Source organism: Micromonospora sp. CMU55-4 (genome assembly GCF_011602315.1).
GTDB lineage: Bacteria > Actinomycetota > Actinomycetes > Mycobacteriales > Micromonosporaceae > Micromonospora > Micromonospora chalcea.
Genome location: NZ_JAAOLH010000013.1, coordinates 46,500 through 69,405, shown reverse-complemented (window position 1 = coordinate 69,405; position 22,906 = coordinate 46,500). Strand labels below are relative to the sequence as shown.

At 72.8% G+C, this 22,906-nt stretch carries 20 protein-coding genes and 1 pseudogene; 9 read left to right on the top strand and 12 right to left on the bottom strand.

Features of this window, described 5'->3' with window-relative positions; translation table 11 throughout:
- Positions 1 to 230: 230 nt before the first annotated feature.
- Positions 231 to 1,040, top strand: a complete 810-nt coding sequence (locus tag HA073_RS21860) for an Fpg/Nei family DNA glycosylase (protein WP_166457180.1) — start codon at positions 231 to 233, stop codon at positions 1,038 to 1,040.
- 1 nt (position 1,041) lies between these two features.
- On the opposite strand, the gene HA073_RS21855 is transcribed toward HA073_RS21860, so the two are convergent.
- The 5 genes from HA073_RS21855 to HA073_RS21835 all read right to left on the bottom strand — a co-directional run bounded on the left by HA073_RS21855 (position 1,042) and on the right by HA073_RS21835 (position 8,118).
- Positions 1,042 to 1,914, bottom strand: coding sequence for an aminoglycoside phosphotransferase family protein (locus tag HA073_RS21855; RefSeq protein ID WP_166457179.1), 873 nt, complete (start codon positions 1,912 to 1,914; stop codon positions 1,042 to 1,044).
- Between the two features lie 615 nt (positions 1,915 to 2,529).
- The gene (locus HA073_RS21850; RefSeq protein ID WP_166457178.1) at positions 2,530 to 3,840 is read right to left on the bottom strand and encodes a hypothetical protein; all 1,311 of its coding nucleotides are present in this window, start codon (positions 3,838 to 3,840) and stop codon (positions 2,530 to 2,532) included.
- A 155-nt stretch (positions 3,841 to 3,995) separates the two neighbouring features.
- Positions 3,996 to 5,417 (bottom strand): WGR domain-containing protein, encoded by a 1,422-nt coding sequence (locus tag HA073_RS21845; RefSeq protein ID WP_166457177.1) that lies wholly within the window; start codon positions 5,415 to 5,417, stop codon positions 3,996 to 3,998.
- 131 nt (positions 5,418 to 5,548) lie between these two features.
- Positions 5,549 to 6,928, bottom strand: a complete 1,380-nt coding sequence (locus HA073_RS21840; RefSeq protein WP_166457176.1) for an FAD-dependent oxidoreductase — start codon at positions 6,926 to 6,928, stop codon at positions 5,549 to 5,551.
- 41 nt (positions 6,929 to 6,969) lie between these two features.
- Positions 6,970 to 8,118 (bottom strand): glutamate--cysteine ligase, encoded by a 1,149-nt coding sequence (locus HA073_RS21835; protein ID WP_043328575.1) that lies wholly within the window; start codon positions 8,116 to 8,118, stop codon positions 6,970 to 6,972.
- Between the two features lie 185 nt (positions 8,119 to 8,303).
- Between HA073_RS21835 and HA073_RS21830 the strand changes: the two genes are divergently transcribed.
- The 4 genes from HA073_RS21830 (at position 8,304) to HA073_RS31030 (ending at position 12,668) form a co-directional block, all read left to right on the top strand.
- Positions 8,304 to 8,579: a DUF6412 domain-containing protein gene (locus tag HA073_RS21830; protein ID WP_043328576.1), complete on the top strand. Its 276-nt coding sequence runs from the start codon at positions 8,304 to 8,306 to the stop codon at positions 8,577 to 8,579.
- Positions 8,580 to 8,710: 131 nt separating this feature from the next.
- Positions 8,711 to 9,457: a membrane protein insertase YidC gene (locus HA073_RS21825; RefSeq protein WP_166457175.1), complete on the top strand. Its 747-nt coding sequence runs from the start codon at positions 8,711 to 8,713 to the stop codon at positions 9,455 to 9,457.
- A 78-nt stretch (positions 9,458 to 9,535) separates the two neighbouring features.
- Positions 9,536 to 10,960 carry a carbohydrate-binding protein gene (locus tag HA073_RS21820; RefSeq protein WP_069087378.1) on the top strand — a complete coding sequence of 475 codons (1,425 nt, stop codon included), beginning with the start codon at positions 9,536 to 9,538 and terminating at the stop codon, positions 10,958 to 10,960.
- A gap of 142 nt (positions 10,961 to 11,102) precedes the next feature.
- The gene (locus HA073_RS31030; RefSeq protein WP_069087379.1) at positions 11,103 to 12,668 is read left to right on the top strand and encodes a cellulose binding domain-containing protein; all 1,566 of its coding nucleotides are present in this window, start codon (positions 11,103 to 11,105) and stop codon (positions 12,666 to 12,668) included.
- Positions 12,669 to 12,681: 13 nt separating this feature from the next.
- Here HA073_RS31030 and HA073_RS21810 read toward each other — a convergent pair whose 3' ends face one another.
- A complete protein-coding gene (locus HA073_RS21810; RefSeq protein ID WP_043328580.1) occupies positions 12,682 to 13,344 on the bottom strand; it encodes a DedA family protein in 663 nt (220 codons plus the stop codon).
- 70 nt (positions 13,345 to 13,414) lie between these two features.
- Positions 13,415 to 14,005, bottom strand: a complete 591-nt coding sequence (locus tag HA073_RS21805; RefSeq protein WP_043328581.1) for a DUF1349 domain-containing protein — start codon at positions 14,003 to 14,005, stop codon at positions 13,415 to 13,417.
- Between the two features lie 53 nt (positions 14,006 to 14,058).
- Here HA073_RS21805 and HA073_RS21800 point away from each other — a divergent pair, with 53 nt between their 5' ends.
- Positions 14,059 to 15,711: an alpha-amylase family protein gene (locus tag HA073_RS21800; protein ID WP_043328583.1), complete on the top strand. Its 1,653-nt coding sequence runs from the start codon at positions 14,059 to 14,061 to the stop codon at positions 15,709 to 15,711.
- Between the two features lie 60 nt (positions 15,712 to 15,771).
- A complete protein-coding gene (gene fabG, locus HA073_RS21795; protein ID WP_113974714.1) occupies positions 15,772 to 16,530 on the top strand; it encodes a 3-oxoacyl-ACP reductase FabG in 759 nt (252 codons plus the stop codon).
- Here fabG and HA073_RS21790 read toward each other — a convergent pair.
- Both HA073_RS21790 and HA073_RS21785 read right to left on the bottom strand, forming a co-directional pair.
- Positions 16,503 to 16,980, bottom strand: a pseudogene (locus HA073_RS21790) (hypothetical protein). The gene fabG and the pseudogene HA073_RS21790 overlap by 28 nt on opposite strands.
- Positions 16,973 to 17,386 (bottom strand): hypothetical protein, encoded by a 414-nt coding sequence (locus HA073_RS21785; protein WP_082931094.1) that lies wholly within the window; start codon positions 17,384 to 17,386, stop codon positions 16,973 to 16,975. The pseudogene HA073_RS21790 and the gene HA073_RS21785 overlap by 8 nt, the downstream one beginning before the upstream one ends.
- Before the next feature lie 131 nt (positions 17,387 to 17,517).
- On the opposite strand from HA073_RS21785, the gene HA073_RS21780 reads away from it, so the two are divergent.
- Positions 17,518 to 18,414 carry a Gfo/Idh/MocA family protein gene (locus HA073_RS21780; protein WP_043328587.1) on the top strand — a complete coding sequence of 299 codons (897 nt, stop codon included), beginning with the start codon at positions 17,518 to 17,520 and terminating at the stop codon, positions 18,412 to 18,414.
- A gap of 59 nt (positions 18,415 to 18,473) precedes the next feature.
- Here HA073_RS21780 and HA073_RS21775 read toward each other — a convergent pair whose 3' ends face one another.
- On the bottom strand, positions 18,474 to 18,671 hold the full coding sequence (locus HA073_RS21775) for a DUF2795 domain-containing protein (protein WP_043328589.1): 198 nt from the start codon (positions 18,669 to 18,671) through the stop codon (positions 18,474 to 18,476).
- Positions 18,672 to 18,831: 160 nt separating this feature from the next.
- On the opposite strand from HA073_RS21775, the gene HA073_RS21770 reads away from it, so the two are divergent.
- Complete coding sequence (locus HA073_RS21770; protein WP_064447850.1) at positions 18,832 to 20,088, top strand: erythromycin esterase family protein; 1,257 nt, start codon at positions 18,832 to 18,834, stop codon at positions 20,086 to 20,088.
- Positions 20,089 to 20,123: 35 nt separating this feature from the next.
- Here HA073_RS21770 and HA073_RS21765 read toward each other — a convergent pair whose 3' ends face one another.
- Both HA073_RS21765 and HA073_RS21760 read right to left on the bottom strand, forming a co-directional pair.
- A complete protein-coding gene (locus HA073_RS21765) occupies positions 20,124 to 22,304 on the bottom strand; it encodes an MMPL family transporter (protein ID WP_043328592.1) in 2,181 nt (726 codons plus the stop codon).
- 28 nt (positions 22,305 to 22,332) lie between these two features.
- The gene (locus tag HA073_RS21760) at positions 22,333 to 22,878 is read right to left on the bottom strand and encodes a TetR/AcrR family transcriptional regulator (RefSeq protein WP_043328594.1); all 546 of its coding nucleotides are present in this window, start codon (positions 22,876 to 22,878) and stop codon (positions 22,333 to 22,335) included.
- Positions 22,879 to 22,906: the final 28 nt, after the last annotated feature.

The following is a 22,906-nucleotide window of genomic DNA, read 5'->3' as shown; positions in this document are numbered from 1 at the left end:
GTGGTGGACCGCGATGTCGCCGCCGTAGCGGCACGGCGGAGCGCCGGAGACGACTGCCCGGCACCGGGGTGGCACATCACCCCGCGCTTGTCCCTCCGGCGAGATCGAGCGGCTCGCACTGGCTCCCGAGCGCTACCGCCGCCAGTCTTTCAGTCGACGAACATCGATTCAACGTCGTCTCAGGACCCGACGTCGCCGGCGGTCCGATCCGCTGGCTACGCTTGGTCGTTGTGCCAGAGGGACACACCATCCACCGCCTCGCCGCCCGGCACGCCGAGCTGTTCGCGGGCGACAAGGTGCACGCAGACAGCCCGCAGGGCCGCTTCGCCGAGGGCGCGGCCCGCCTCAGCGGCACCGTCCTGGACGGCACCGAGGCGTACGGCAAGCACCTGCTGCACCACTACGCCGGCGAGCTGACGCTGCACGTACACCTGGGTCTGTACGGGAAGTTCGCCGACGGGCCCGGGGAACCGCCGTCCCCGGTCGGGCAGGTGCGGCTGCGCCTGCACAGCGACCGGAACTGGCTGGAGCTGCGCGGCCCGACCGCCTGCGAACTGCTGACCCCGCCCGAGGTGACGGCGCTGCGCGACCGGCTCGGGCCGGACCCGCTGCGCGCCGACGCCGACCCCGACCGGGCGTACGCGCGGATCCGCCGCAGCCCCACCCCGCTCGCCGCGCTGCTGCTGGACCAGTCGGTGGTGGCCGGCACCGGCCTGATCTTCGTGACCGAGGCGCTGTTCCGGGCCGGCCGGCCGCCGCTGCTGCCCGGCCGCGACCTGAGCGCGGCCGGCTGGGCCGAACTCTGGACGGACCTGGTGACGCTGATGACCCGCGCGGTCGAGCGGGGTCGAATCGACACGGTGCGCGACGCCGACCTGCCCGAGGTCACCGGCCGCGCGCCGCGCGTCGACCGGCACGGCGGCGAGGTGTACGTCTACCGCCGCCCCGGCGCGCCCTGCCACGTCTGCGGCACCGAGGTGAGCCGGGGCACGCTGGCCGGACGCAACCTGTACTGGTGCCCCACCTGCCAGGCGGGCTGACTCACATCTCGTCGAGCAGCCAGCGGGCCGCCTCGACATTGCCGGGGAAGACCTGGTCGCCGCCGATGCACCAGGCCACCGTCTGGCCGATCGCCCAGCCGCGTACCCGCTCCCGGTCCAGGCCCAGCTCGGCGCTGAGACGGTCGAGCCGGTGCCGGACCGCCGCGGGGGAGTGGCCCAGCTCGGCGCCGCGCACCAGCGGCACCACCGCGAACTCCCGCTCGCCGACCAGCGGCTTCGGGTCGATCACCAGCCACGGATCGCGTCCCGCCGCCAGGATGTTGCCGGCGTGCAGGTCCTGGTTGACCAGCACCTGCTCACCCTGGCTCGGCGCCAGGTCGGCGAGCAGCCCGAGCGCGGCGTCCAGCAGCCGCCGCTCGTACGGGCGGTTGGCCCGCTGCCAGTTGCCCGGCATCCGCTCCGCCCAGCCGGCCGCCTCCTCGGCGAGCGGAGTGAACGGCGGTCCGGCCGGCACCCCGAGGCGGGGCAGCAGCTCGACCGCCACGTCGAGCGCGGCGTCGGGCGGCAGGCCGTACAGCGGGGTGCCGGGGTCACAGCGCTCGACGAGCAACGCGCGCCGGCCCGGATCGTGGGCGAGCAGCCGGATCGCGCCCCGGCCGTCCCAGTGCGCCAACGCGGTGGCCTCGTGACGGCTGTCGTCGTCCGGGTACTGCAGCTTCAGCACCGCCCGCGTCCCGTCGGGCAGCGTCGCGGGCAGCGCCAGCGACGCGAACGCGTACCCGAACGGCGGCCCGACCGTCAGCTCCCACCGTGCGACGCACGCGGAGAGCCGGTCCGGCAGCTCCGCGAGCCAGGCCCGCCCGGCCTCCGTCCGCTCGACCCAGCGCAGGCTCTCAGGAATGTCACACCGCATCCGGTCATCCTGGCCGAGCGAGGCCCTCGGCGCCGCCCGGCCCGATCAGGGAACGCCGGCTGCTCACCGGCGGGCGAGGACCTCGCCCAGGTGGGCGCGCCTCCCACCACCTCGCCGAGGTGGCGGCATCATCGCCCATGATCAACACGAGCTCGCCGAGATGGTGGTGTCGCGGAGCCGCTGATGCGACCACCTTGGCGAGCTGGTGTTGATCAAGCTGGGCCGCGGCTGTCGGCCTGCGGGCACCACTCGGTACCGGTGTTGACCAAGGAGTTCGCGTCACCGGAGCATCAGGAATCCGCCCCAAACTCCTTGATCAACTGGCAGGTGTGCAGGGTTCCGGTGCGGGGTGCGGGGTGCGGGGTGCGGGGTGCGGGGTGCGGCGTGCGGGCGGGGGTGGGGTGCTGGCCGTGCCGCGCTGGCTGAGTCGATGCCGAGATCCTTCGCTAGCTTGCGGACCGGCGGCGGTGGGACTCGGCGCCGGGGAGCCGGGCCGGGGAAGTCGTCATGCCCGGCCTTCCGCCTGTCCGGCCTTCCGCCCGCCGGGATGGGTCCTTTGTCCGGCCTTCCGCCCGTCCGGGACGGGTCGTTCTGCCCGGCCTACCGGCCGTTGGTCTACCGCCCGTCCGGGGTTGAGATCGGTCGGCGGCGGCGGGCCAGCAGCATCAGGCCGGCGCCGACGATCAGGAGAGCCCCGCCGCCAGCCACCGGCGGCGCGGTGGCGGGACCGGTGATCGGAAGCCCTCCGGTGCCTCCGCCTCCGACGGTGCCACCGCCTCCGCCGCCGCCCGGCGAGGGCTCGCCGCCGGGTGTCGACACGCGTACGGTGACCACCTCGGACACGCCGACCGTCGCCGGGTCTTCACTCGGGACGACTACGCGGTAGCGCAAGGTGCCGGGTGTCTTCGGCGTGATGGGGATGCGGTACGCGCCGCGGTCTCCGCTCGTCAGGTCGGCGGCCACCTTCCGCCACGTCCTGCCCTGGAGTTGCTGTAGTTCGATGTTCCAGCCGGCGTCGGGCTTCACCTCGCCGGTGATGGTGACTGTGGTGCCGGGCGTGACGGTGGTGCGGTTCGCTTTCGCCGTGACTGTCGGCTTCACCCGGGGATGGTCTGCCGTGACGACGATGTAGGACGGTGCGACCCTCGAGTTGGACGGACGGGTGATGCCGACGCACTTGAGGTAGCTGTCGCCCTTCGGATAGGTCCGGGAGAACGTGCCGTCGGCCTTGGTGGTGCCGTTGGGCTCGCTGTGATATTCAACGCAGAGGTTGTCGGTGCCGAAGAAGATGGGCTGGTTACCGATGCCCTCGCCGGTGTCCTCGTAGTAGAACCGTCCCGCCACGGTCAGCGGTCCGTCACCGACCAGCGGGTTCGGGGTGAGACGCATGGTGACCGCGGGCCGGTGTGTGCCGGTGACCTCCAGCCTGGTGTCCGCCGAGGCGGGCGGGTCGACGTCCAGGCGGTTCCAGGCGGCGTCCGTCGCCACCAGACGGTGGACCTCCCAGGTGCCGTTCCAGGTCGACGGCACGTGGATCGTCGCGCTCCAGGTGCCGTCCTGCGGGGTGCCAGCGGTGAGCGACAACTCGGCGCCGTCGGTGCGGTCCGTGCCGACGAGGCGCAGACCGACGTAGGGCAGGGAGCCGCCGTCCATCTCGGAGGCCTCGACCACGCCGGTGTCGTCGGTCAGGTGCACCGTCACCGTCACCGGCACCAGGTCGACGCCCGAGACGGAGACCGCGTCGGGTGAGACCGTGACGTCCACCAGCACCGGTGGCGTCTGGTCCGCCGCGGCCGCAGGGGAAGGCGTGGCGGTTGCGGAGGGCGTGGCGGTTGCGGAAGGTGCGGCGGTTGCGGGCGGCGCGGCGACGAGGACACCGCCGGGCAGCAGGAGAAGAGCCGTCGCGGCCATGCGCCACACTCGCATGTCGGTGCCCCTTCCGAGGTTGACCGGTAACGGAGAGTTCTCCTGTCGGTACCGTACTCCGTCGATGTGTTGCCGGCTGCCCCGTCGGCCTGTCGATTCGCCGGGACGGTCGGCCGAGGACCCCGGCCGACCCGCCCTCCGACTCGGCCGGCGGCTCAGCGCAGCCGGCGGATGTCCCCGTATGCCCGGTAGAAGCCGCCCCGGCCGGACTCGCGGATCTCGGTGACCAGGAAGCGCGCGCCCGGTTCGCGGATGCCCTTGGGGAACTGCACCGGCCAGTCCCGCCGGTAGCCGTCGGCCAGAACGTGGACGCGCAGCCGGCCGCCCTGCTCGACGCACTGCACCAGCACGCCGTCGCGGTCGTCGGTGGTCACCTCGACGGACGTCCAGGCGGCCGGCTCGGGCAGCCGGGCCGGCGCCTTCACGTCGACCACGTCCGGCACGCTGCCCGCCTCGGCCGCCCGGATCGCCGCCTCGCTCGCGTCGATGCAGGCTAGGTGGCCGCTCGTGGTGACCACGTAGAGCCGATTGTCGTGGTACTGCATCGAGTACGCCGAGCCGCAGCCGGTGCCCAGCTTCCACAGCCGGTTGCCGGCCTGGTCGAAGCAGTAGATCGAGGACGCGCTGTCGCCCGCGAACACGTACCGGCCGCCCTCGGCGGTGGCGCAGGAGAAGACCGCGGCGTCACAGCGGTACGTCTGCTCGGCCCGCCCGTCCTTGCGCAGGCGGACCACCTCGCGGGTGCCGGTGCCGGCGAACACGGCGTCCCGTTCCTGCCAGCCGAACAGGACCGCCCCGGTGCCGGTGTGCCACAGTTCCCGCCCGGTACGCCAGTCGTAGCCGGTGACCCCCTGCGAGTGGCCGTGGTAGATCGCGTCGGCGTCGCAGCGCACCATCCACGCGGACCGGCCGCGCCCCGGCCGGCGCCAGAGGAACTCGTCCTCGTGGTCGATCGCCGAGATGCCGCCGTCGCGATCGGACACGCCCAGCACGCCGTCGTGGATGTCCAGCCAGTAGATGTCGATCTCGGGCGCGATCGCGTACGCCGCGCGCGGCACCTTGCCGGACAGGTCGTAGACGTTGCCGTCGTCGCAGCCGGCGTAGACCCAGGCGTCGTCGGCGACGATGCACTTCACCCCGTCGGGGAGCCGGACCTGGTTGAGCAGCCGGGCGTCGTGGTCGAGCGTGGTGATCACGCCGTGCTCGTTGCCGACCATGCAGTGCCGGTCGTCGACGAAGATGCCGAAGGCGGGCGCGCCCGAGGCGTACCGCCAGAGGACCGGCGCGGTGCGGGCGGTGGAGCGGGTGCTGACGATCTGCCGGCGCGAGACCGTGCGCTTCTGGCGTACGCCGCGCACCGCCGGGGCGTACCCCTTGCGGACCTTCTCGCCGATCTTCTTCGCGGCGGCGGCGCGGGCGCGGGCGTTGTCCGGGAAGGTGCTCGTCTTCACCTGGCCCTGGTCGCCGATGCGCCCGTAGCGCACGGTCATCGCGGTGTCGTCGACCACCACCTCGTAGAACTTGTGCGCTCCACCGTCCACTTCGGACAGTTCGAGGTAGGTCGTCTCCTGTGACATGGGGGTTTACCTCCGAGGGGAAGTGCCGGACCGGCAACGCGCACACGCTAACGCCGGGCACCGACAAACCCGGGTCTCGGTGTTAAGAAGGGGCCCTTCCTCTACCGGAGGCGTTAATAGGGGGCCCTTCCTTACACAGCGGCGGCGAGGGCGTCGACGGCCTTGCGGGCGGCGATCAGCACCGGGTCCCACACCGGGGCGTACGGCGGCGCGTACCCCAGGTCGAGCGCTGTCATCTCGTCCACCGTCATGCCGTTCCACAGCGCCACGGCGAGCGCGTCGATCCGCTTGGCCGCCTCGGACCAGCCGACGATCTGCGCCCCGAGCAGCCGCCCGCTGGGCCGCTCGGCGATCAGCTTGACCGTCATCGGACGCGAGCCGGGGTAGTAGCCGGCCCGGTTCGTCGACTGGGCCAGCACCGTGACGAACTCGAAGCCGGCGTCCAGCGCGTCCCGCTCGCGCAGCCCGGTGCGGCCCACCTCCAGCTCGCAGACCTTGGTGACGGCGGTGCCGATCACGCCGGGGAAGGTGGCGTAGCCGCCGCCGATGTTGATGCCGACGACGCGGCCCTGCTTGTTGGCGTGCGTGCCGAGCGGGATGTGTACCGGCATGCCGCTGACCCGGTGCAGCGACTCCACGCAGTCACCGGCAGCCCAGACGCCGGGCACGCCCGGCACCCGCATCCGGCGGTCCGTCCGGACGCCGCCGGAGGGCCCGATCGGCAGGCCGGCGGCCTCGGCGAGCGCGGTGTTGGGGCGTACCCCGAGACCCAGGACCACGACGTCGGCCGGGACCGGTCCCTCGTCGGTGACCACGGCGGAGATCCGGCCGTCCCGCTCCTCCAGCCCGGTGACGGTGAGGCCGGTGCGGACGCCGATGCCGGTGGCGCGCATCGCGTCGGCCACCAGCTCGCCCATGTCCGGGTCGACGGTCGACATGGGTTGGTCGGCCTGTTCCACCAGTTGGACGGAGAGCCCGCGCTGCACGAGCGCCTCGGCCATCTCCACGCCGACGTAGCCGCCGCCGACCACCACCGCGCGCCGGGGCCGGGGCTCGCGTTCCAGCCAGTCGATCAGCGCCGCGCCGTCGCCCAGCGTCTGCACGCCGAACACGCCCGACACGTCGTCGCGCGCCCAGTCCGGCTGCACCGGGGACGCGCCGGTGGCGTACACCAGGGTGTCGAAACCGGCGCGGACCTCGCCGCCGCCGTCCAGGTCCCGCGCGATCACCTCGCGGCGGTCCAGGTCGACGGCGGTGACCTCGTGCCGGGTGCGGACGTCGATGCCGAAGTCGTCGCGGAAGGTCTGCGGATCGCGGCTGATCAGCTCGTCCCGCTCCTCGACCAGGCCGCTCACCCAGTAGGGGATGCCGCAGGCCGAGTAGGAGGTGAAGTGCCCCCGCTCGAACGCGACGATCTCCAGGTCGGACCGGTCGCGGCGGCGGCGACGCGCCTGCGACGCCGCCGACATGCCGGCGGCGTCGCCGCCGATGACGATCATGCGCTCCGCCACGCCGCCCATCCTGTCACGCCGGGACACGGCCGTGCGGCCGCTCAGCCACGGGTCTGGCGTGCCACGTCCGTGACCACGTCGACGAGCCGTCCGGTACGCGCGAACACCGCCCGCTGCCGGGCCGCTCCGCTGCCGTGCCGGCGCAGCCCGCCCAGCAGATCGGTCACCCGGTCCAGGTCGCCGTGCCGATCCAGTTCCGGGCGCAGCCGGTCGACGAGCCGGTCCAGCAGCTCCCAGGCCGGGCGCAGCTCACCGTCGGTGAGGTCGACGCCCTCGCCCTCCAGCCCGTCGTGGGCGGCCCGCCAGTGCGCCGCGACGAGCAGGTGGTGGTCGGTGTTGACGGCGGGACGGCCGGCGGCGATGTCGGTGAGCGCGGTCGCCACGAGCGCGCGGACCAGCGCGGCGACGAGCACCGCGTCGTCCACGGTCGGGCAGACGTCGCCGATCCTGATCTCCACGGTGGGGTACTTGGCGGAGAGCCGGGCGTACCAGTAGAGCATTCCCTCGTCCAGCATCACGCCGCTGGCGATGAGCTGCCGGATGAGCCGCTCGTAGTGCTCGTGCGACTCCAGGTACGGGGTGGGCGCGACCGACGGCCAGCGTTCCCACTCCACCGAGCGCCAGCTCGCGTACCCGGTGTCCTCGCTGCGGGAGAACGGGGAGTTCGCGGTGACCGCCTGCAGGATCGGCAGCCACGGCCGGACGTGGTTGAGCACCTGCACGCCGGTGTCCGGGTCGGGGATGCCGACGTGCACGTGCATGCCGTTGTTGCCGGGACCGGGCACCAGCAGCCGGAACCGCTCGATCATCCGGTCGAAGCGGGGCTTGTCCACCACCGGCGGCACCGGCCCGTCGACCGGTCCGGTGCCGATCGCGAGCAGCCGTACGCCGGCCCGCTCGGCCGCGTCGGCCAGTTCGGCGCGCAGCATCGACAGCGAGTGCCGGATCGAGGACAGGTCCAGCCCGGGCGGGCTGCCGATCTCGATCTGGCTGGTCTGGAACTCGCGCTCCACCTGACCGCGCAGCTCGGCCGGCACCTGCTCCATGACCAGGTCGACGGCGGGTACGGCGGTCCCGGTGTGCGGGTCGGCGAGCAGGAACTCCTCCTCGACGCCGACTGTCAGCAGGTCGGTTCCGCCCGACGCGGCGCTCCGCTCCCGCTCCGCCACTGAGCCGCTCATCGCCACCACCGTCTCCTCCGGACCACTCGCGGCACGGTGCCGCGTGGCCGAGGACCTGTTACCCACCGTGTCCGTTCCGGAAAACGTGCCGGTGGGCGTGTCGGCGCCGGTTCGCCCGTTCGGGTCGGTCGAGTGCGTTCGCGCACGGGGCAGCAGGGCGTGACACGGCGGGATACCGTGGTCGCGTGGCGGGGATGCTGGCGGTGCTGACGGGGGCGTGGGCGTACGCGCTCGCCCTGTTCGCCGACCGGCCGGCCGGGCTGCTCGCCGGCGCGGCGGTGGTCGCCGCGCTGCTGCTCGCCACCCTGCTCGCGCTGCGGGTCCGCGCGCTGCCCACGCCGCCCGGCACCCGGTTCGCCGCCGCGTTGCGGGCCCGCGCCCGCCGTCGCGGCGTTCCCCGCCAGGTCGACCCGAACGCGCCGGGGCGTCCGCGCCCCCGCGCACCCGGCCTGCGCCCCTCGGCCGCGTAGCCACCCTCCGGCCCGCGCCGGCGGGCCGCCGTTTCCTTCCCGGCTTTCGCGGCCGATTCCGTCGTCATCCGTCCCGCCGTGCGGCACGTCGCCGCCCGGGACACCCGGAATCGCCACCGAGGGGTCCACCCATGCTCGCCTTCGCACCGTTGCACTCCGCGGCGTCGGCCGCGGCCACCGTCGTCACCTGGCTCGCCGACGTGCTCGCCCCGCTCACCGGCGGCGCCGCCACGGCGGCCGCCATCGTCCTGTTCACCGCCGCGGTCCGGCTGCTGATCTCGCCGCTGACAGTGGCCCAGGTCCGCGGGGAGCGGCGCCGGACCGCACTCGCCCCCGAGGTACGGGAACTCCAGCGCCGGTACGCCGACGACCCGGCCCGCCTCCAGAGCGAGCTGTTCGCGCTCTACCGCAACGCCGGGGCCAGTCCGGTCGCGGGCTGCCTGCCGGCGCTGTTGCAGGCGCCGTTTTTCCTGGTCATGTACCGCCTGTTCGCCACCGGTGACGGCGCGCCGCAGCTGCTGGGGGAGCGGCTGGCCGGCGTACCGCTGGGGTGGCACCTCGGCGACGGCCTGGCCGGCCCGGTGCCGCTGGTGTTCGGCGTGCTGCTGGCCGCGTTGCTCGCGCTGGCCTGGTGGTCGTCGCGGCGGATGCGCCGGGCGGCAGCCGCCACCGGCACGGTGGCCGGGACCCCGACCGAGGGTCCGGGCGCGGCGGTGCTCGGCCGGCTGCTGCCGCTGCTGCCGTACGGCACGGTGCTGGTGGCGCTGGTGGTGCCGCTGGCGGCGGTGCTCTATCTGGTGACCACCACGGCGTGGACGGCGCTGGAGCAGGTGGTGCTGCGTCGCCCGCAGCCGGCGGCAGCCATCGACAAGCGTTGACAAGTGCGGGTGCGGGCGCGTAGAAATCGCTCTCAGAGAGCGCTCTCCCGGACCCGTCCCCGCAGAGAGGCACCCCGAATGAACCCGATCCCGGCGGCTCCGGCCGCCTCCGCCACCGTGCCCCGATCGCGCCGCCGCCTCGCCCTGGCCGCGGGTGTGCTCGCGCTCACCACAGCGCTCGCGGGCGTCTCGATGACCGCCCAGGCCGCGGTGCCCCCGACTCCCTCCGGCTGGAGCCTGGTGTGGAGCGACGACTTCACCGGCTCGGCCGGCACGCTGCCCTCGTCCGCCAACTGGATCATCGATACCGGCACCAGCTACCCGGGCGGCCCGGCCAACTGGGGCACCGGCGAGATCCAGACCTACACCTCCAGCACCGCCAACCTGGCCCACGACGGCTCGGGCAACCTGCGCATCACGCCGCTGCGGGACTCGGCCGGCCGCTGGACCTCGGCCCGGATCGAGACGGTACGGGCGAACTTCAAGCCGCCGTCGGGCGGCGTGCTGGCCCTGGAGGGCCGGATCCAGATGCCGAACGTGACCGGCGCGGCGGCATCCGGGTACTGGCCGGCGTTCTGGGCGCTCGGCTCGCCGTACCGGGGCAACTACCAGAACTGGCCTGGTATCGGCGAGTTCGACGTGATGGAGAACGTCAACGGGATCAACTCGGTCTGGGGCGTGCTGCACTGCGGTGTCGCGCCGGGCGGCCCGTGCGGGGAGTTCAACGGCATCGGCGCGTCCCGGGCCTGCCCGGGCAGCACCTGCCAGTCGGCGTTCCACACCTACCGGTTCGAGTGGGACGCCTCGATCAGCCCGCAGCAGCTGCGCTGGTACGTCGACGGCCAGCTCTTCCACACCGTCGGGCAGAACCAGATCGGTGAGCCGTACTGGAGTCAGATGACCAACCACGCCGGCTACTTCCTGCTGCTCAACGTGGCGATGGGCGGCGGCTTCCCGGACGGCGTAGCCGGGTCGGCGACGCCGACCGCGTCGACGGTGTCCGGCCGGTCGATGCTCGTCGACTACGTGGCCGTCTACACCCGGGGTGGCGGGAGCAACCCGTCGCCGACCCCGACCACGCCGCCGCCGGGCGGGGTGCGTGACGCCTACTCGACGATCCAGGCCGAGTCGTTCAACGCGCAGAACGGCGTGCAGGTGGAGACGTGCTCCGAGGGCGGCCAGGACATCGGCTGGCTCGCCAACGGCGACTGGGCCCGCTACGACAACGTCGACTTCGGCTCCACGCCGCCGCGCGACTTCGTGGCCCGGGTGGCCTCCGGCGCGGCGTCCGGGGTGAGCGGGCTGGTGGAGGTCCGGGTGGACAGCCCGACCGCGCCGCCGATCGGCAGTTTCGCGATCGGCAACACCGGCGGCTGGCAGACCTGGCGCTCGGTGCCGGGCAACGTCGGCGCGGTGACCGGGCGGCGCACGGTCTACCTGACGTTCAGCAGCGGGCAGCCGTCCGACTTCGTCAACGTCAACTGGTTCACCTTCCGCCGCTGAGGCCGATGGGGGCGCGGCCCGGACCCCGGTCCGGGTCGCGTCGAACCGGTGCTGGACAGAAACAGTTAACACTCCTAATAATAGGCGCACGTCGACGGTTGTGAATCCCTCTCCACCCCCCGCCCGTCCCCTGGAGGACGCCGTGAGACTCCGCCCCCGCCTGGCGACGCTCGCCGCCGCGCTGACCACCGCCGTGGTCGCCGGCGCGCTGCTCGCCGCCCCGCCCGCCTCCGCCGCCACCGCGGCCTTCGTCCGCACCTCCAGCTGGAGCAGCGGGTACGAGGCCCGGTTCACCGTCACAAACGACAGCTCCGCCGCCATCTCCTCGTGGAACGTCCAGTTCGACCTGCCGTCCGGCAGCACGCTCGGCTCGTTCTGGGACGCCCGCCTCACCACCTCCGGCCAGCACGTCACCGCCGTGAACCAGTCCTGGAACGGCGCGCTCGCCCCGGGCGCCAGCACCAGCTTCGGCTTCGTCGTCAGCGGCACCGGCGACCCGGTGAACTGCACCGTCAACGGCGCCTCCTGCGCCGGCGGCGGCAACCCCGGCAACCCGGGCGCGCCCGCCACCCCCGGCGGCCTGCGGGTCACCGGCACCACCGCGTCGTCGGTCTCGCTCGCCTGGAACGCGGTCTCCGGCACCGTCACCGGCTACCGGGTGTACGAGGGCAGCACGGTCAAGGCCACCGTCACCGGCACCTCGGCCACCGTCTCCGGGCTGGCCGCGTGCAGCGGGCACAGCTACACGGTGACCGCGTACAACGGCAGCGGCGAGTCGGCGAAGTCGGCGGCGGTCGCGGCCACCACCAGCGGCTGCACCGGTGGCGGCGGGGGCGCGATGGCCGCCGCTCCCTACCTCTACCCGGGCTGGGGCGACCCGCCCGCGCCGTCCACCGTGATGGGCGCGACCGGGATCAAGTGGTTCACCATCGCGTTCGTGCTCTCCGGCGGCGGCTGCACCCCGGCCTGGGACGGCAGCGGTCCGCTGACCGGCGGCACGCACGCCGCCACCATCGCCGCGATCAAGGCGGCCGGCGGCGACGTCATCCCGTCCTTCGGCGGGTGGAGCGGCAACAAGCTCGGCCCGAACTGCTCGTCCGCCGCCGCGCTGGCCGGCGCGTACCAGCAGGTCATCAACGCGTACGGGCTGAAGGCCATCGACATCGACATCGAGAACAGCGACGAGTTCGAGAACGAGGTGGTGCAGGACCGCATCCTGGACGCCCTGAAGATCGTCAAGCAGAACAACCCGGGGATCAAGACGATCATCACGTTCGGCACCTCGACCACCGGGCCGTCGTACTACGGCACCCGGCTGATCAACCAGGCCGCGGCCAAGGGCGCCGGGATCGACGTGTTCACGATCATGCCGTTCGACTTCGGCGGCGGCGCGAACATGTACCAGAGCACCGTCAACGCGGCCGAGGGCCTGAAGACCGCGCTCAAGAACGCGTTCGGCTGGTCCGACGCCACCGCGTACGCCCACATGGGCCTGTCCGGCATGAACGGCCTCTCCGACCAGCAGGAGCTGACCTCGCCGGCCACCTGGACGCAGATCCGCGACTGGGCCAAGGCGCGCGGCCTGGCCCGGTTCACGTTCTGGTCGGTCAACCGGGACCGGCCCTGCCCCGGCGGCGGCGTGGTCGCCAACTGCTCCGGCATCGCGCAGAACACCTGGGAGTTCACCGGCATCACCGCCGGCTTCTGAGCCCGCGACGCGGTCAGCGCCCGGCGGTCACCGACTGCCGGGCGCGCCGCCGGCGCACCTTCTTCACCGCCCAGCTCACGATCATGAAACCGAAGACGGCGAAGATCGCGTAGTTGAACCACGAGCTGTACCTGTCGACGTCCTCCCACCGCGACCCGAGGGTGAACCCGGCGCCGACGATCAGCGCGTTCCACACCCCGCTGCCGAGCGTGGTGAGCAGGATGAACTCACCGAGCGGCATCCGGTTCGCGCCGGCCGGGACGGAGACCAGGCTGCGGACCACCGGCACCACCCGGCCGATCAGCACCGCCCACCGCCCGTGCCGTTCGAACCAACGGTCGGCCTTCTCCAGATCCTGCAGGTCGACCAGCGGGATGTGGTCCAGCCAGCGCTTGAGCCGCTCCTCGCCGAGCGCCGCGCCGAGCCAGTAGAGCACCAGCGCGCCGAGCAGCGAGCCGACCGTCGCGGCGAGCACGATGAACACCACGTTGAACCGGCCCTCGGCGGACAGGTAACCGGCCATCGCCAGCACGATCTCGCTCGGGATCGGCGGGATGATGCTCTCCAGCGCCACCAGCAACGCCACGCCGACCGCGCCGAGCGAGTCGATCACGCTCGCCACCCAGCCGGTCAGCCCGGTGAACTGGTTCGGGTCGACGTCCTGGGCCAGGGCCATGTCGGTCCTTCCACGCGAGAGCCGGAGATCCGAAAGTGTTACCCGGACCGGCCGGTGTCACACCTGTGACTCAGCCCTCCGGGTGCAGCGCGGCGTCCGCCGGACCCCGTCGCCAGCCGGTGAAGCGGACCCGCAGCCCGCCCCGGCTGGGCGAGCAGCAGTACGGCCCGGCCGACGCCTGCGCCGCCGGGTCGAGCGGGGCGACGCGGACCAGCCGCCACGGCTCGTCGTCGCACCGGGCCCGGACGGTCAGCGCGTCCCCGGCCCGGCTCACCCGGACCGTCACCTCCCGGCCCGACCACTGCGGCACCGGCGCCACCGACCAGTCCGAGAACTCGTCGGTGACCACGGCGCCGACCTGCGGCGCGCCGTCGCTCACCTCGACCCCGGCCTTGGTCCACCGCCGCTCGTCCACCCGGACCAGCACACCGGCCTGATCGAACTGCTCCGAGTAGTCGAGGAGGAAAGACACCTCCACGGCGCTGCCCGCGCCGAACGGTGCGAGCAGTGCCGAGCCGTCGTCGTGCACGAAGCCGTAGCTGGTGCGCCGCCAGAAGTCGCTGCCGCCGTGCGGCTCGACGAGCAGGCCGCCGTCGACCGGCTCGGCCCGCTCGGGCGGGTTCAGCCAGTGGCCGGCGGACCAGTCGTACGCCTCGTTCATCCCGGCACCGTACCGGGTTTGACGGCGCGCACGTTCGGAGAAGTAGTCCTCGCATGGGTGACAGGTGGTATCAGGAGGCGGTCGTCTACTGCCTCGACGTCGACACGTACGCGGACTCCGACGGCGACGGAGTGGGTGACTTCCAGGGGCTGATCGGCCGCCTGGACTACCTGGCCCGGCTCGGCGTGACCTGCCTGTGGCTGAACCCGATCCACCCCTCGCCCAACGAGGACGACGGGTACGACGCGACCGACTTCTACAACGTCGACCCGCGACTGGGCACGCTCGGCGACTTCGCCGAACTGCTGCACCAGGCGAGCAACAGGGGCATCCGGGTGATCATCGACCTGGTGGTCAACCACACCTCGGACCAGCACCCGTGGTTCCAGTCCGCCCGGTCCTCGCCGGACTCGCCGTACCGGGACTGGTACGTCTGGGCCGACCACGAGCCGGCCGACCGCCACCAGGGCATGGTCTTCCCGGGCGAGCAGCACGAGACGTGGACCTACGACCGGACCGCGAAGGCGTGGTACTACCACCGCTTCTACAAGTTCCAGCCGGACCTGAACATCGAGAACCCGAAGGTCCGCGCGGAGATCAAGAAGATCACCTCGTTCTGGCTCCAGCTCGGCGTCTCCGGCTTCCGGATGGACGCCGTGCCGTTCATCATCGAGCGCACCGAACCGGGCAACCCGAACTCGCCGAAGGACTTCGACTTCCTCACCGACCTGCGTCAGCACGTGCAGTGGCGACGTGGCGACGCGGTCCTGCTGGCCGAGGCGAACGTGGAGCCGGACGAGCTGCCCGTCTACTTCGGTGACGGCAGCGGCTCGGGCAACCGGATCCACATGCTGTTCGACTTCATGCTCAACGGCCGGCTGATGCTCGCCCTGGCCCGGGAGGACCCGGAGGTGATCATCGAGGCGTTGCGGGACACCCCCAAGCTGCCCACCGGCGGTCAGTGGGCCACGTTCCTGCGCAACCACGACGAGATCGACCTGTCCCGGCTCACCGCCGACCAGCGCAACGACGTGCTGGCGAAGTTCGGCCCGGACGAGAACATGCAGCTCTACGGCCGGGGCATCCGCCGTCGTCTCGCGCCCATGCTCGGCAACGACCGCCGGCACATGGAGCTGGCGTACTCGCTGCAGTTCTCGCTGCGCGGCACGCCGGTGCTGCGCTACGGCGAGGAGATCGGCATGGGGGAGGACCTGTCGCTGGACGGGCGCGACGCGATCCGCACCCCGATGCAGTGGTCCTACGCGGACAACGCCGGCTTCTCCACCGCCGAGCCGGAGAAGCTGGTCCGCCCGGTGATCGACAAGGGCGAGTACGGCTACCAGAACGTCAACGTCACCGCCCAGCGCAAGGACCCGCGGTCGCTGCTCGGCTGGTTCGAGCGGATGATCCGGACGCTGCGGGAGGCGCCGGAGACCGGCTCGGGCAGCACCACCCACATCGACGTGCCGATGCCGCCGGGCGTGCTCGCGCACCGCGCCGACGGGCGTACCGGGACGATGGTCTTCCTGCACAACCTCGGCACCGAGGACGTCGAGGTGGACCTGAGCACGCTGGCCCCGGAGGCGGACCTGCCGATCGACGTGCTCAGCGACCGCAACTACGAGGACGTGGGCAAGCTCGACCGGCTCAAGCTCGGCGGGTACGGCTACCGGTGGATCCGGCTCTGCCGGGGCCACGGGCGGTAGGCGCGGCGTACCGGCGGGTTAAGCTCCTTCGATCGAGCCACAAGTTACCGGGAGGTAAGCATGTCGGAGGAGCCCCGCATCGCCGTCGTCACCGGAGCCGCGCGCGGCATCGGGGCGGCGACCGCCCGCCGACTGGCGGCCGACGGCATGGCCGTCGCCGTGGTCGACATCGACGAGTCCGCCACCAAGGAGACGGTGGACGCCATCGGCTCGGCCGGCGGCCGGGCGCTCGGCGTCGGCGCCGACGTGTCCGACCGGGCCCAGGTCGAGGCAGCCGTGGAGCGGATCGCCGCCGAGCTGGGCGCACCGACAGTGCTCGTCAACAACGCGGGTGTGCTGCGCGACAACCTGCTGTTCAAGATGACCGAGGGCGACTGGGACACGGTCATGGGCGTGCACCTGCGCGGCGCGTTCCTGTTCAGCCAGGCCGCGCAGAAGCACATGGTCGAGGCGAAGTGGGGCCGGATCGTCAACCTGTCCAGCACGTCCGCGCTCGGCAACCGGGGCCAGGCGAACTACTCGGCCGCGAAGGCCGGCCTCCAGGGCTTCACCAAGACGCTGGCGATCGAGCTGGGCCCGTTCGGTGTCACAGTCAACGCGGTCGCGCCGGGCTTCATCGTCACCGACATGACCGCCGCCACCGCGGCCCGGATGAAGGTCGACTTCGACGACCTCCAGAAGCACGCCGCCGCCGAGATCCCGGTACGCCGCCCCGGCCGCCCGGAGGACGTCGCGCACACCATCTCGTTCCTCGCCAGCGAGGGCGCGTCGTTCGTCTCCGGCCAGGTCATCTACGTCGCCGGCGGTCCGAAGGACTGACCGGCCCCCGACCCGGCGCGGGCCCGCTCAGGCGGGGTCGCGCCGGGTGCGCCAGAGCCAGAACAGACCGAGCACCGGCAGCACCAGCGGCACGTAGCCGTAGCCGCTGCCGAAGCCGGACCAGACCGTCTCGTCCGGGAACAGCTCCTTGTCGGCGATGCTCAGCACACCGACGCCGAGCACCCCGACCAGTTCGACGGCGCAGCAGGCCAGCGCGACCCGGCGGCCGGCGTGCCCGGCCCGGGCCAGCCCGACCGCCGCCACGATGTAGATCAGCGCCGCCACCGCGGACAGCAGATACGCCACCGGCGCCTCGTCGAACTTCGTGGCGATCTGCAGGCCGGCCCGCGAGGTCGCGGCGATGGCGAAGACGATGTAGACGGCGATCAGCAGCCGGCCCGGGCCGCGGTTGGTGGCGCGATGCTCGTGCGCGGTCGTGGTGTCAGCCACCGAGCGCCTCCCAGGTCTGCTGGAGCCGGACCGCCACGACCGGCGTGACAAGGCAGATCGCGCAGACGATGCCCGAGCCCCACCGGGTCGGCTCCATCCGCGCCAGCACCCAGGCCAGCGGCGGCAGGCAGACGAGCGTCGCCAGGTAGCCGAAGAACGCGCCCGGCTCGCCCGGCCGCTCGCCGCCGCCGAGCGCGACGAGCGCCACCACGGTCAGCGCGAGCAGCGCCACCTCCAGCACGGCCAGGCCGACGAACTGGATCCGGTCCGGCGGCCGGTGGCGTACCGCCGCCACCAGGGCCCAGAGCGCGACCGCCAGCGAGATCACGATCGCGACCGTGGCGAGCGGCCCGTCCACCGGCGATCCGGCGGCCGCCGCGACGGTCGTCGACACAGTGTCGTTCACCGGCACAGCCTACTAACCGGTGTAGTAGCGGCCCGCCCGCCGGGTCGAGGCGCGCCGGACCGGCCGGACGACTAGCGTGGATCACGGTCCCGGCGTACGCCGGTGGCGGACGTCGACGGCAGGGGGTCCGGGTGCGGTTCGGGTTGTTCGGCACGGGTTACTGGGCGGCGCAGACGCACGCCGCGGCCATCGAGGCGCACCCGCGGGCCCGGCTCGCCGGCGTGTGGGGGCGCAACCCCGCCAAGGCGGAGGAGCTGGCCACCCGGCACGGCGTACCGGCCTTCACCGACGTCGACGCGCTGATCGACGCGTGCGACGCGATCGCCGTGGCGCTCCCGCCGGACGTGCAGGCCGACATCGCCGTCCGCGCCGCCACCGCCGGGCGGCACCTGCTGCTGGACAAGCCGCTGGCGCTCGACCTCGCCGGCGCCGACCGGGTGGTCGACGCGGCCCAGGCGTCCGGTGTGGCCTCGGTGGTCTTCTTCACCCAGCGCTTCCACCCGAACGTCACCGGGTTCCTCGCCTCGACCGCCGCGGCCGGCGGCTGGCAGCACGCCCGGGCCACCATGTTCGCGTCGATCTTCCAGCCGGGAAACCCGTACGGCGACTCGACCTGGCGGCGGGAGCGCGGCGCGCTCTGGGACATCGGCCCGCACGCGCTGTCGCTGATCCTGCCGGTGCTCGGCCGGGTCACCCGGGTCGCCGCGATGGACGGCCCGAGCGGCCTGGTGCACCTGCTGCTCACCCACGACGGCGGCGCCACCAGCTCGCTCTCGCTCACCCTGGACGCGCCGTCCGAGGCGGTCACCCGGGACTTCGTCTTCTTCGGCGAGAACGGCACCGAGACCGTCCCGCCCGGCGACGGCAGCGCGCTCCAGGCGTTCTCCACCGCGCTCGACCAGCTGCTGGAAGAGGTCGACGCGGGCACCCGCGACCACCGCTGCGACGTGCGGTTCGGCCGCGAGGTGGTGGCGGTGCTCGACGCCGCCGAGACCGCAAGGTCGCAGGGCCGCACCGTCGAGCTGTAAGGAAGGGCCCCTTATTAACGCCTCCGGTAGAGGAAGGGGCCCCTCTTAACACCCGCAGGTCAGGCGCCGGCCAGCGTGACGATCGCCTCGCCCAGTTCGGTGGGGGACTGGAACTCCTCGGCCGGCAGGGACCGCAGCGCCTGCAGCGCCTCGGTGCTGGCACCGTTCTCCTGGCCCCAGCGAACCAGGTCCTCCCGGGAGACCGGGTAGTCCAGCCCGGCCAGGAACTCCTGCAACTGCGCGCCGGTGACGGTCATGCCGCCCGGCTACCCAATGAGCCCGGTGCCATGCCCCCCGCCGGGCCCGCGTCCGCCGCCACGCCCGCCTCGCCGGACCCGGGCCGCAGCCGCCGCCGTACGCCCGCCGCCCGACTCGACGGCGGCGGTTTGCCCCGGCGGGCCCCGGGTAGCCGCGGACATGCTGGTTCAGCGGCTCGGCGCGCCGAGCGACTTCGACCCGCTGCTGGAGCGCGTCCGGGACGCCCGCGTGGTGATGATCGGCGAGGCGACGCACGGCAGCTACGACTACTACCGGCTGCGGGAGCAGTTGACCCGGCGGCTCATCGCCGAGCAGGGGTTCGACTTCGTGGCGGTGGAGGGGGACTGGCCGGACTGCGACAGGGTGCACCGGTCGGTGGTCGGCGCGCCGGACGGGCTCGCCGATCCGCTGGTCGCGCTGGAACGGTTCGAACGCTGGCCCACCTGGATGTGGGCGAACGCCGAGGTGGCCCGCTTCTGCCGCTGGCTGCGGGCGTGGAACCTGGAACGCCCGGAGGGGGAACGTGCCGGCTTCCACGGGCTGGACGTGTATTCCCTCTGGGAGTCGATGCAGGCCATCTTCGACTACCTGGGCGAGGAGGACCCGGCCTCGCTGGAGGCGGCGCAGGAGGCGTACCGCTGCTTCGAGCCGTACGGCAAGCGGCCCGAGGAGTACGCGATGGCCAGCCGGTTCGTCTCCGCCCGGTGCGAGGAGGAGGTGGTCCGGCTGCTGGCGCGTACCCGGGAACAGGCCGCCGCGGACGGCCCGGACCGCTTCTCGGCCTGGCAGAACGCGGAGGTGGTGGCCGGCGCGGAGCGGTACTACCGGGCCATGGTCGGCGGCGGCCCCGAGTCGTGGAACGTGCGCGACATCCACATGGCCGACACGCTCGACCGGCTGCTCGACCGGTACGGGCCGGGCTCGCGGGGAATCGTGTGGGCGCACAACACGCACGTCGGCGACGCCCGGGCCACCGACATGGCGGCGGACGGGATGGTCAACATCGGGCAGTTGGGCCGGGAACGGCACGGCCGGGACACGGTGGCGCTGATCGGCTTCGGGAGCTGGCGCGGCAGCGTGATAGCCGCTCCGCGCTGGGGTTCCCCGGCCGAGGCGATGGTGGTGCCGCCGGCCCGGAAGGGCTCGGTGGAGCACCGGCTGCACGAGCTGATGCCGGACCGGGCGGTGCTGGTCTTCGGCGGCGACGACCAGCCGGAGTGGGTGACCGGCGAGGCGGACCACCGGGCCATCGGGGTGGTGTACGACCCGAGCTTCGAGTCCTGGGGCAACTACGTGCCGACCCGGCTGGGCGAGCGCTACGACGCGTTCATCTGGTGCGACGAGACCACGGCGCTGCACCCGCTGCCGGCGCACGTCACGCCCGGCGAGATGGAGACGTACCCGGCGGGGGTGTGACCGGGTGGGGCCCGTCGGACCCCACCCGGTACGGCTCACACCTGGGCGTGCTGCTTCTCGGCGAGGTGGGCGCGCAGGCCCTCACCCTCGACGTCCACGTTGGGCAGGATCTTGTTCAGCCAGCGCGGCAGCCACCAGGCGGCGTTGTTCAGCAGCGACATGACCGCCGGCACGATGGTCATCCGGACCACGAACGCGTCGATGGCAACACCGATCGCGAGCGCGAAGCCCATCGACTTGATGATCGGGTCCTCCAGGAAGACGAAGCCGCCGAACACCGAGATCATGATGAGCGCGGCGGCGGTGACCACCCGGGCGCCGTGCCCCATGCCGTTGATGGTGGCCTGCTGCGCGGTATCGCCGTGCACGAAGTCCTCGCGCATCCGGGAGACCAGGAAGACCTCGTAGTCCATGGCCAGGCCGAACAGGATGCCGATGAGCAGGATGGGCAGGAAGCTGACCAGCGGGGCCGGGGTGTCCAGGCCGACCAGGTCGGCCAGGTGGCCCTGCTGGAACACCGCCACGGTGATGCCGAACGTGGCCGCCACGGTGAGCAGGAAGCCCAGCGCCGCCTTGACCGGCACCAGGATCGACCGGAACACCAGCATCAGCAGCAGGATCGACAGGCCCACCACCAGCAGCAGGTAGACCGGCAGCGCGTCGGAGAGCTTCTCGGACACGTCGATGCCGACCGCGGTGACGCCGGTGAGCAGCACGTCGGCGTTCTGGATGCCGGCGACCTGCTTGCGGATGTCCTGCACCACCGTCTCGGTGGCCTCGTCGGTCGGCCCGCTCTCCGGGATCACGCCGAGCAGCGCGGTACGCCCCGACGGGTCGACCTGCGGCGGGGCCACCGCGAGCACCCCGTCGGTCTTCTGGATCAGCGCGGTGACCTGCGGGATGGCGGCCTGGGTCGCCTGCGGCGAGTCGGCGGTCACCACGACCGCGAGCCGGCCGGTGAAGCCGGGGCCGAAGCCCTCCCGGATCAGGTCGCTGCTGACCCGGGCCGGGGTGCCCTCGGCGGCGGCGGAGGCGTCCGGCAGCGCCAGGCGCATGTCCTGGGCCGGGATCGCGAGCAGGCCGAGGCCGAGCAGCCCGACCAGGATCACCGGGATGCGCAGCTTGGTGACCCAGTTCGCCCAGCGGAAGCCGAAGCCGGTGCGGTCCTCCGAGCCGGTGGCCGGGTCCTCGACCGCCTTGCGGTCACGCAGCTTGCGCGGCAGCACCTTGTGGCCGGCGAAGCCGAGCAGCGCCGGGGCCAGCGTGATCGCCACCAGCACGGCGATCGTGACGGTGCCGGCCGCGGCCAGGCCCATCACGGTGAGGAACGGGATGCCCACCACGGCCAGGCCGGCGAGCGCCACCACCACCGTCGCGCCGGCGAAGACCACAGCCGAGCCGGCGGTGCCGACCGCGCGGCCGACCGCCTCCTCCGGGGAGAGCCCGTCGAGGAGGTTCTGCCGGTGCCGGGAGGTGATGAACAGCGAGTAGTCGATGCCGACCGCGAGGCCGAGCATCAGCGCCAGGATCGGCGCGGTGCTGGTCAGCTCGACCGCGCCGCTGAGCGCGAACAGACCGGCCATGCCGACGCCGACGCCGATCAGCGCGTTCAGCATGGTCATCCCGGCCGCCACGAGCGAGCCGAACGTGATCACCAGGACGATCGCCGCGACCAGCACGCCGATGGCCTCGGTCGAGCCGACCTCCGGCTCGGCGTTCAGCACCTCGCCGCCGGGGGCGATCTGCCAGCCCTGCGCCTCGGCCTGCTCGCCGACCTTCTCGTACGCGTCGCGCTGCTCGTCGGTGATCTCGTCGACCCCGCCGGCGAACTGCACCTGGATCAGCGCGTAGCGGCCGTCCGGGGTGAGCGCCTGCGCCTGGTACGGGTCGACCGCGCCGACCACGCCGGGCAGCGTGGCCGCCTCCTGCGTGACCTGCTTGACCAACCCCTGGCCGGCGGGCGTGGTGAGCGCGCCGTCCTGTGGCGCCTTGATAGCGATCGTGCCGGTGGCGCCGCTGGCCGCCGGGAAGCGGTCGGCGAGCAGGTCGATCGCCTTCTGCGACTCGGTGCCGGGCATGGTGAAGTTGCTCGCCGTCGGGCCCCGCAGCGTGGCCGCGGCCAGGCCGAGGCCGACGAGTACGACGAGCCAGATGACGGCGACGAGTCGCCGTCGGCGCAGAGATGCCCGGCCGAGCCGGTACAGCAGGGTCGCCATGGACCTTCCTTGTCCTCGCAGGTTCGGATCAGATGGAGACTTCGAGCGCGCGGTACGCCACGGCGAGCAGCGCGGGTCGCAGCTGTTCGTCGGGGATGTCCAGGAACTCGCCGCAGGTCTCGGCGATGCCGGCGAGTACGACGAGCGCCGCGACCCGGGCCTCGGGCCGGTCGGAGAAGCCGGCGAACGCCGCGACCAGCCGTTCGGAGATCTGCTGGATGTGCATGAACGTGGGCTGCTGGAGCAGGTCGGAGAACTCGCCGCGGAGCAGCGCGATCTCGCGGCGGAAGCGGACCGCCAGGTCGACGAAGCCCTCCGCCGCGACGCGCTGTGCGTCCGCGCCGGTGTGCTCGGCGATCCGGGTGTCGAGTTCCTCCAGCACCGCGATGGCCGGCGCCATCAGCTCGCCGAGCAGCGCGTCCTTGCTGGCGAAGTGGTAGAGCACTGTGGCTTTGGAGCAGCCGACCTCACGGGCGATGTCCTGGAGTGAGGTGCCCTTGTAGCCGGTGACGGCGAACCGCCGAGCCGCCGCGGTGAGCAACTCGTCGTGGGTGGCCGGGGTGGGGCGCGCCATGACATCAAGCATGCCTGACCGATCGGTC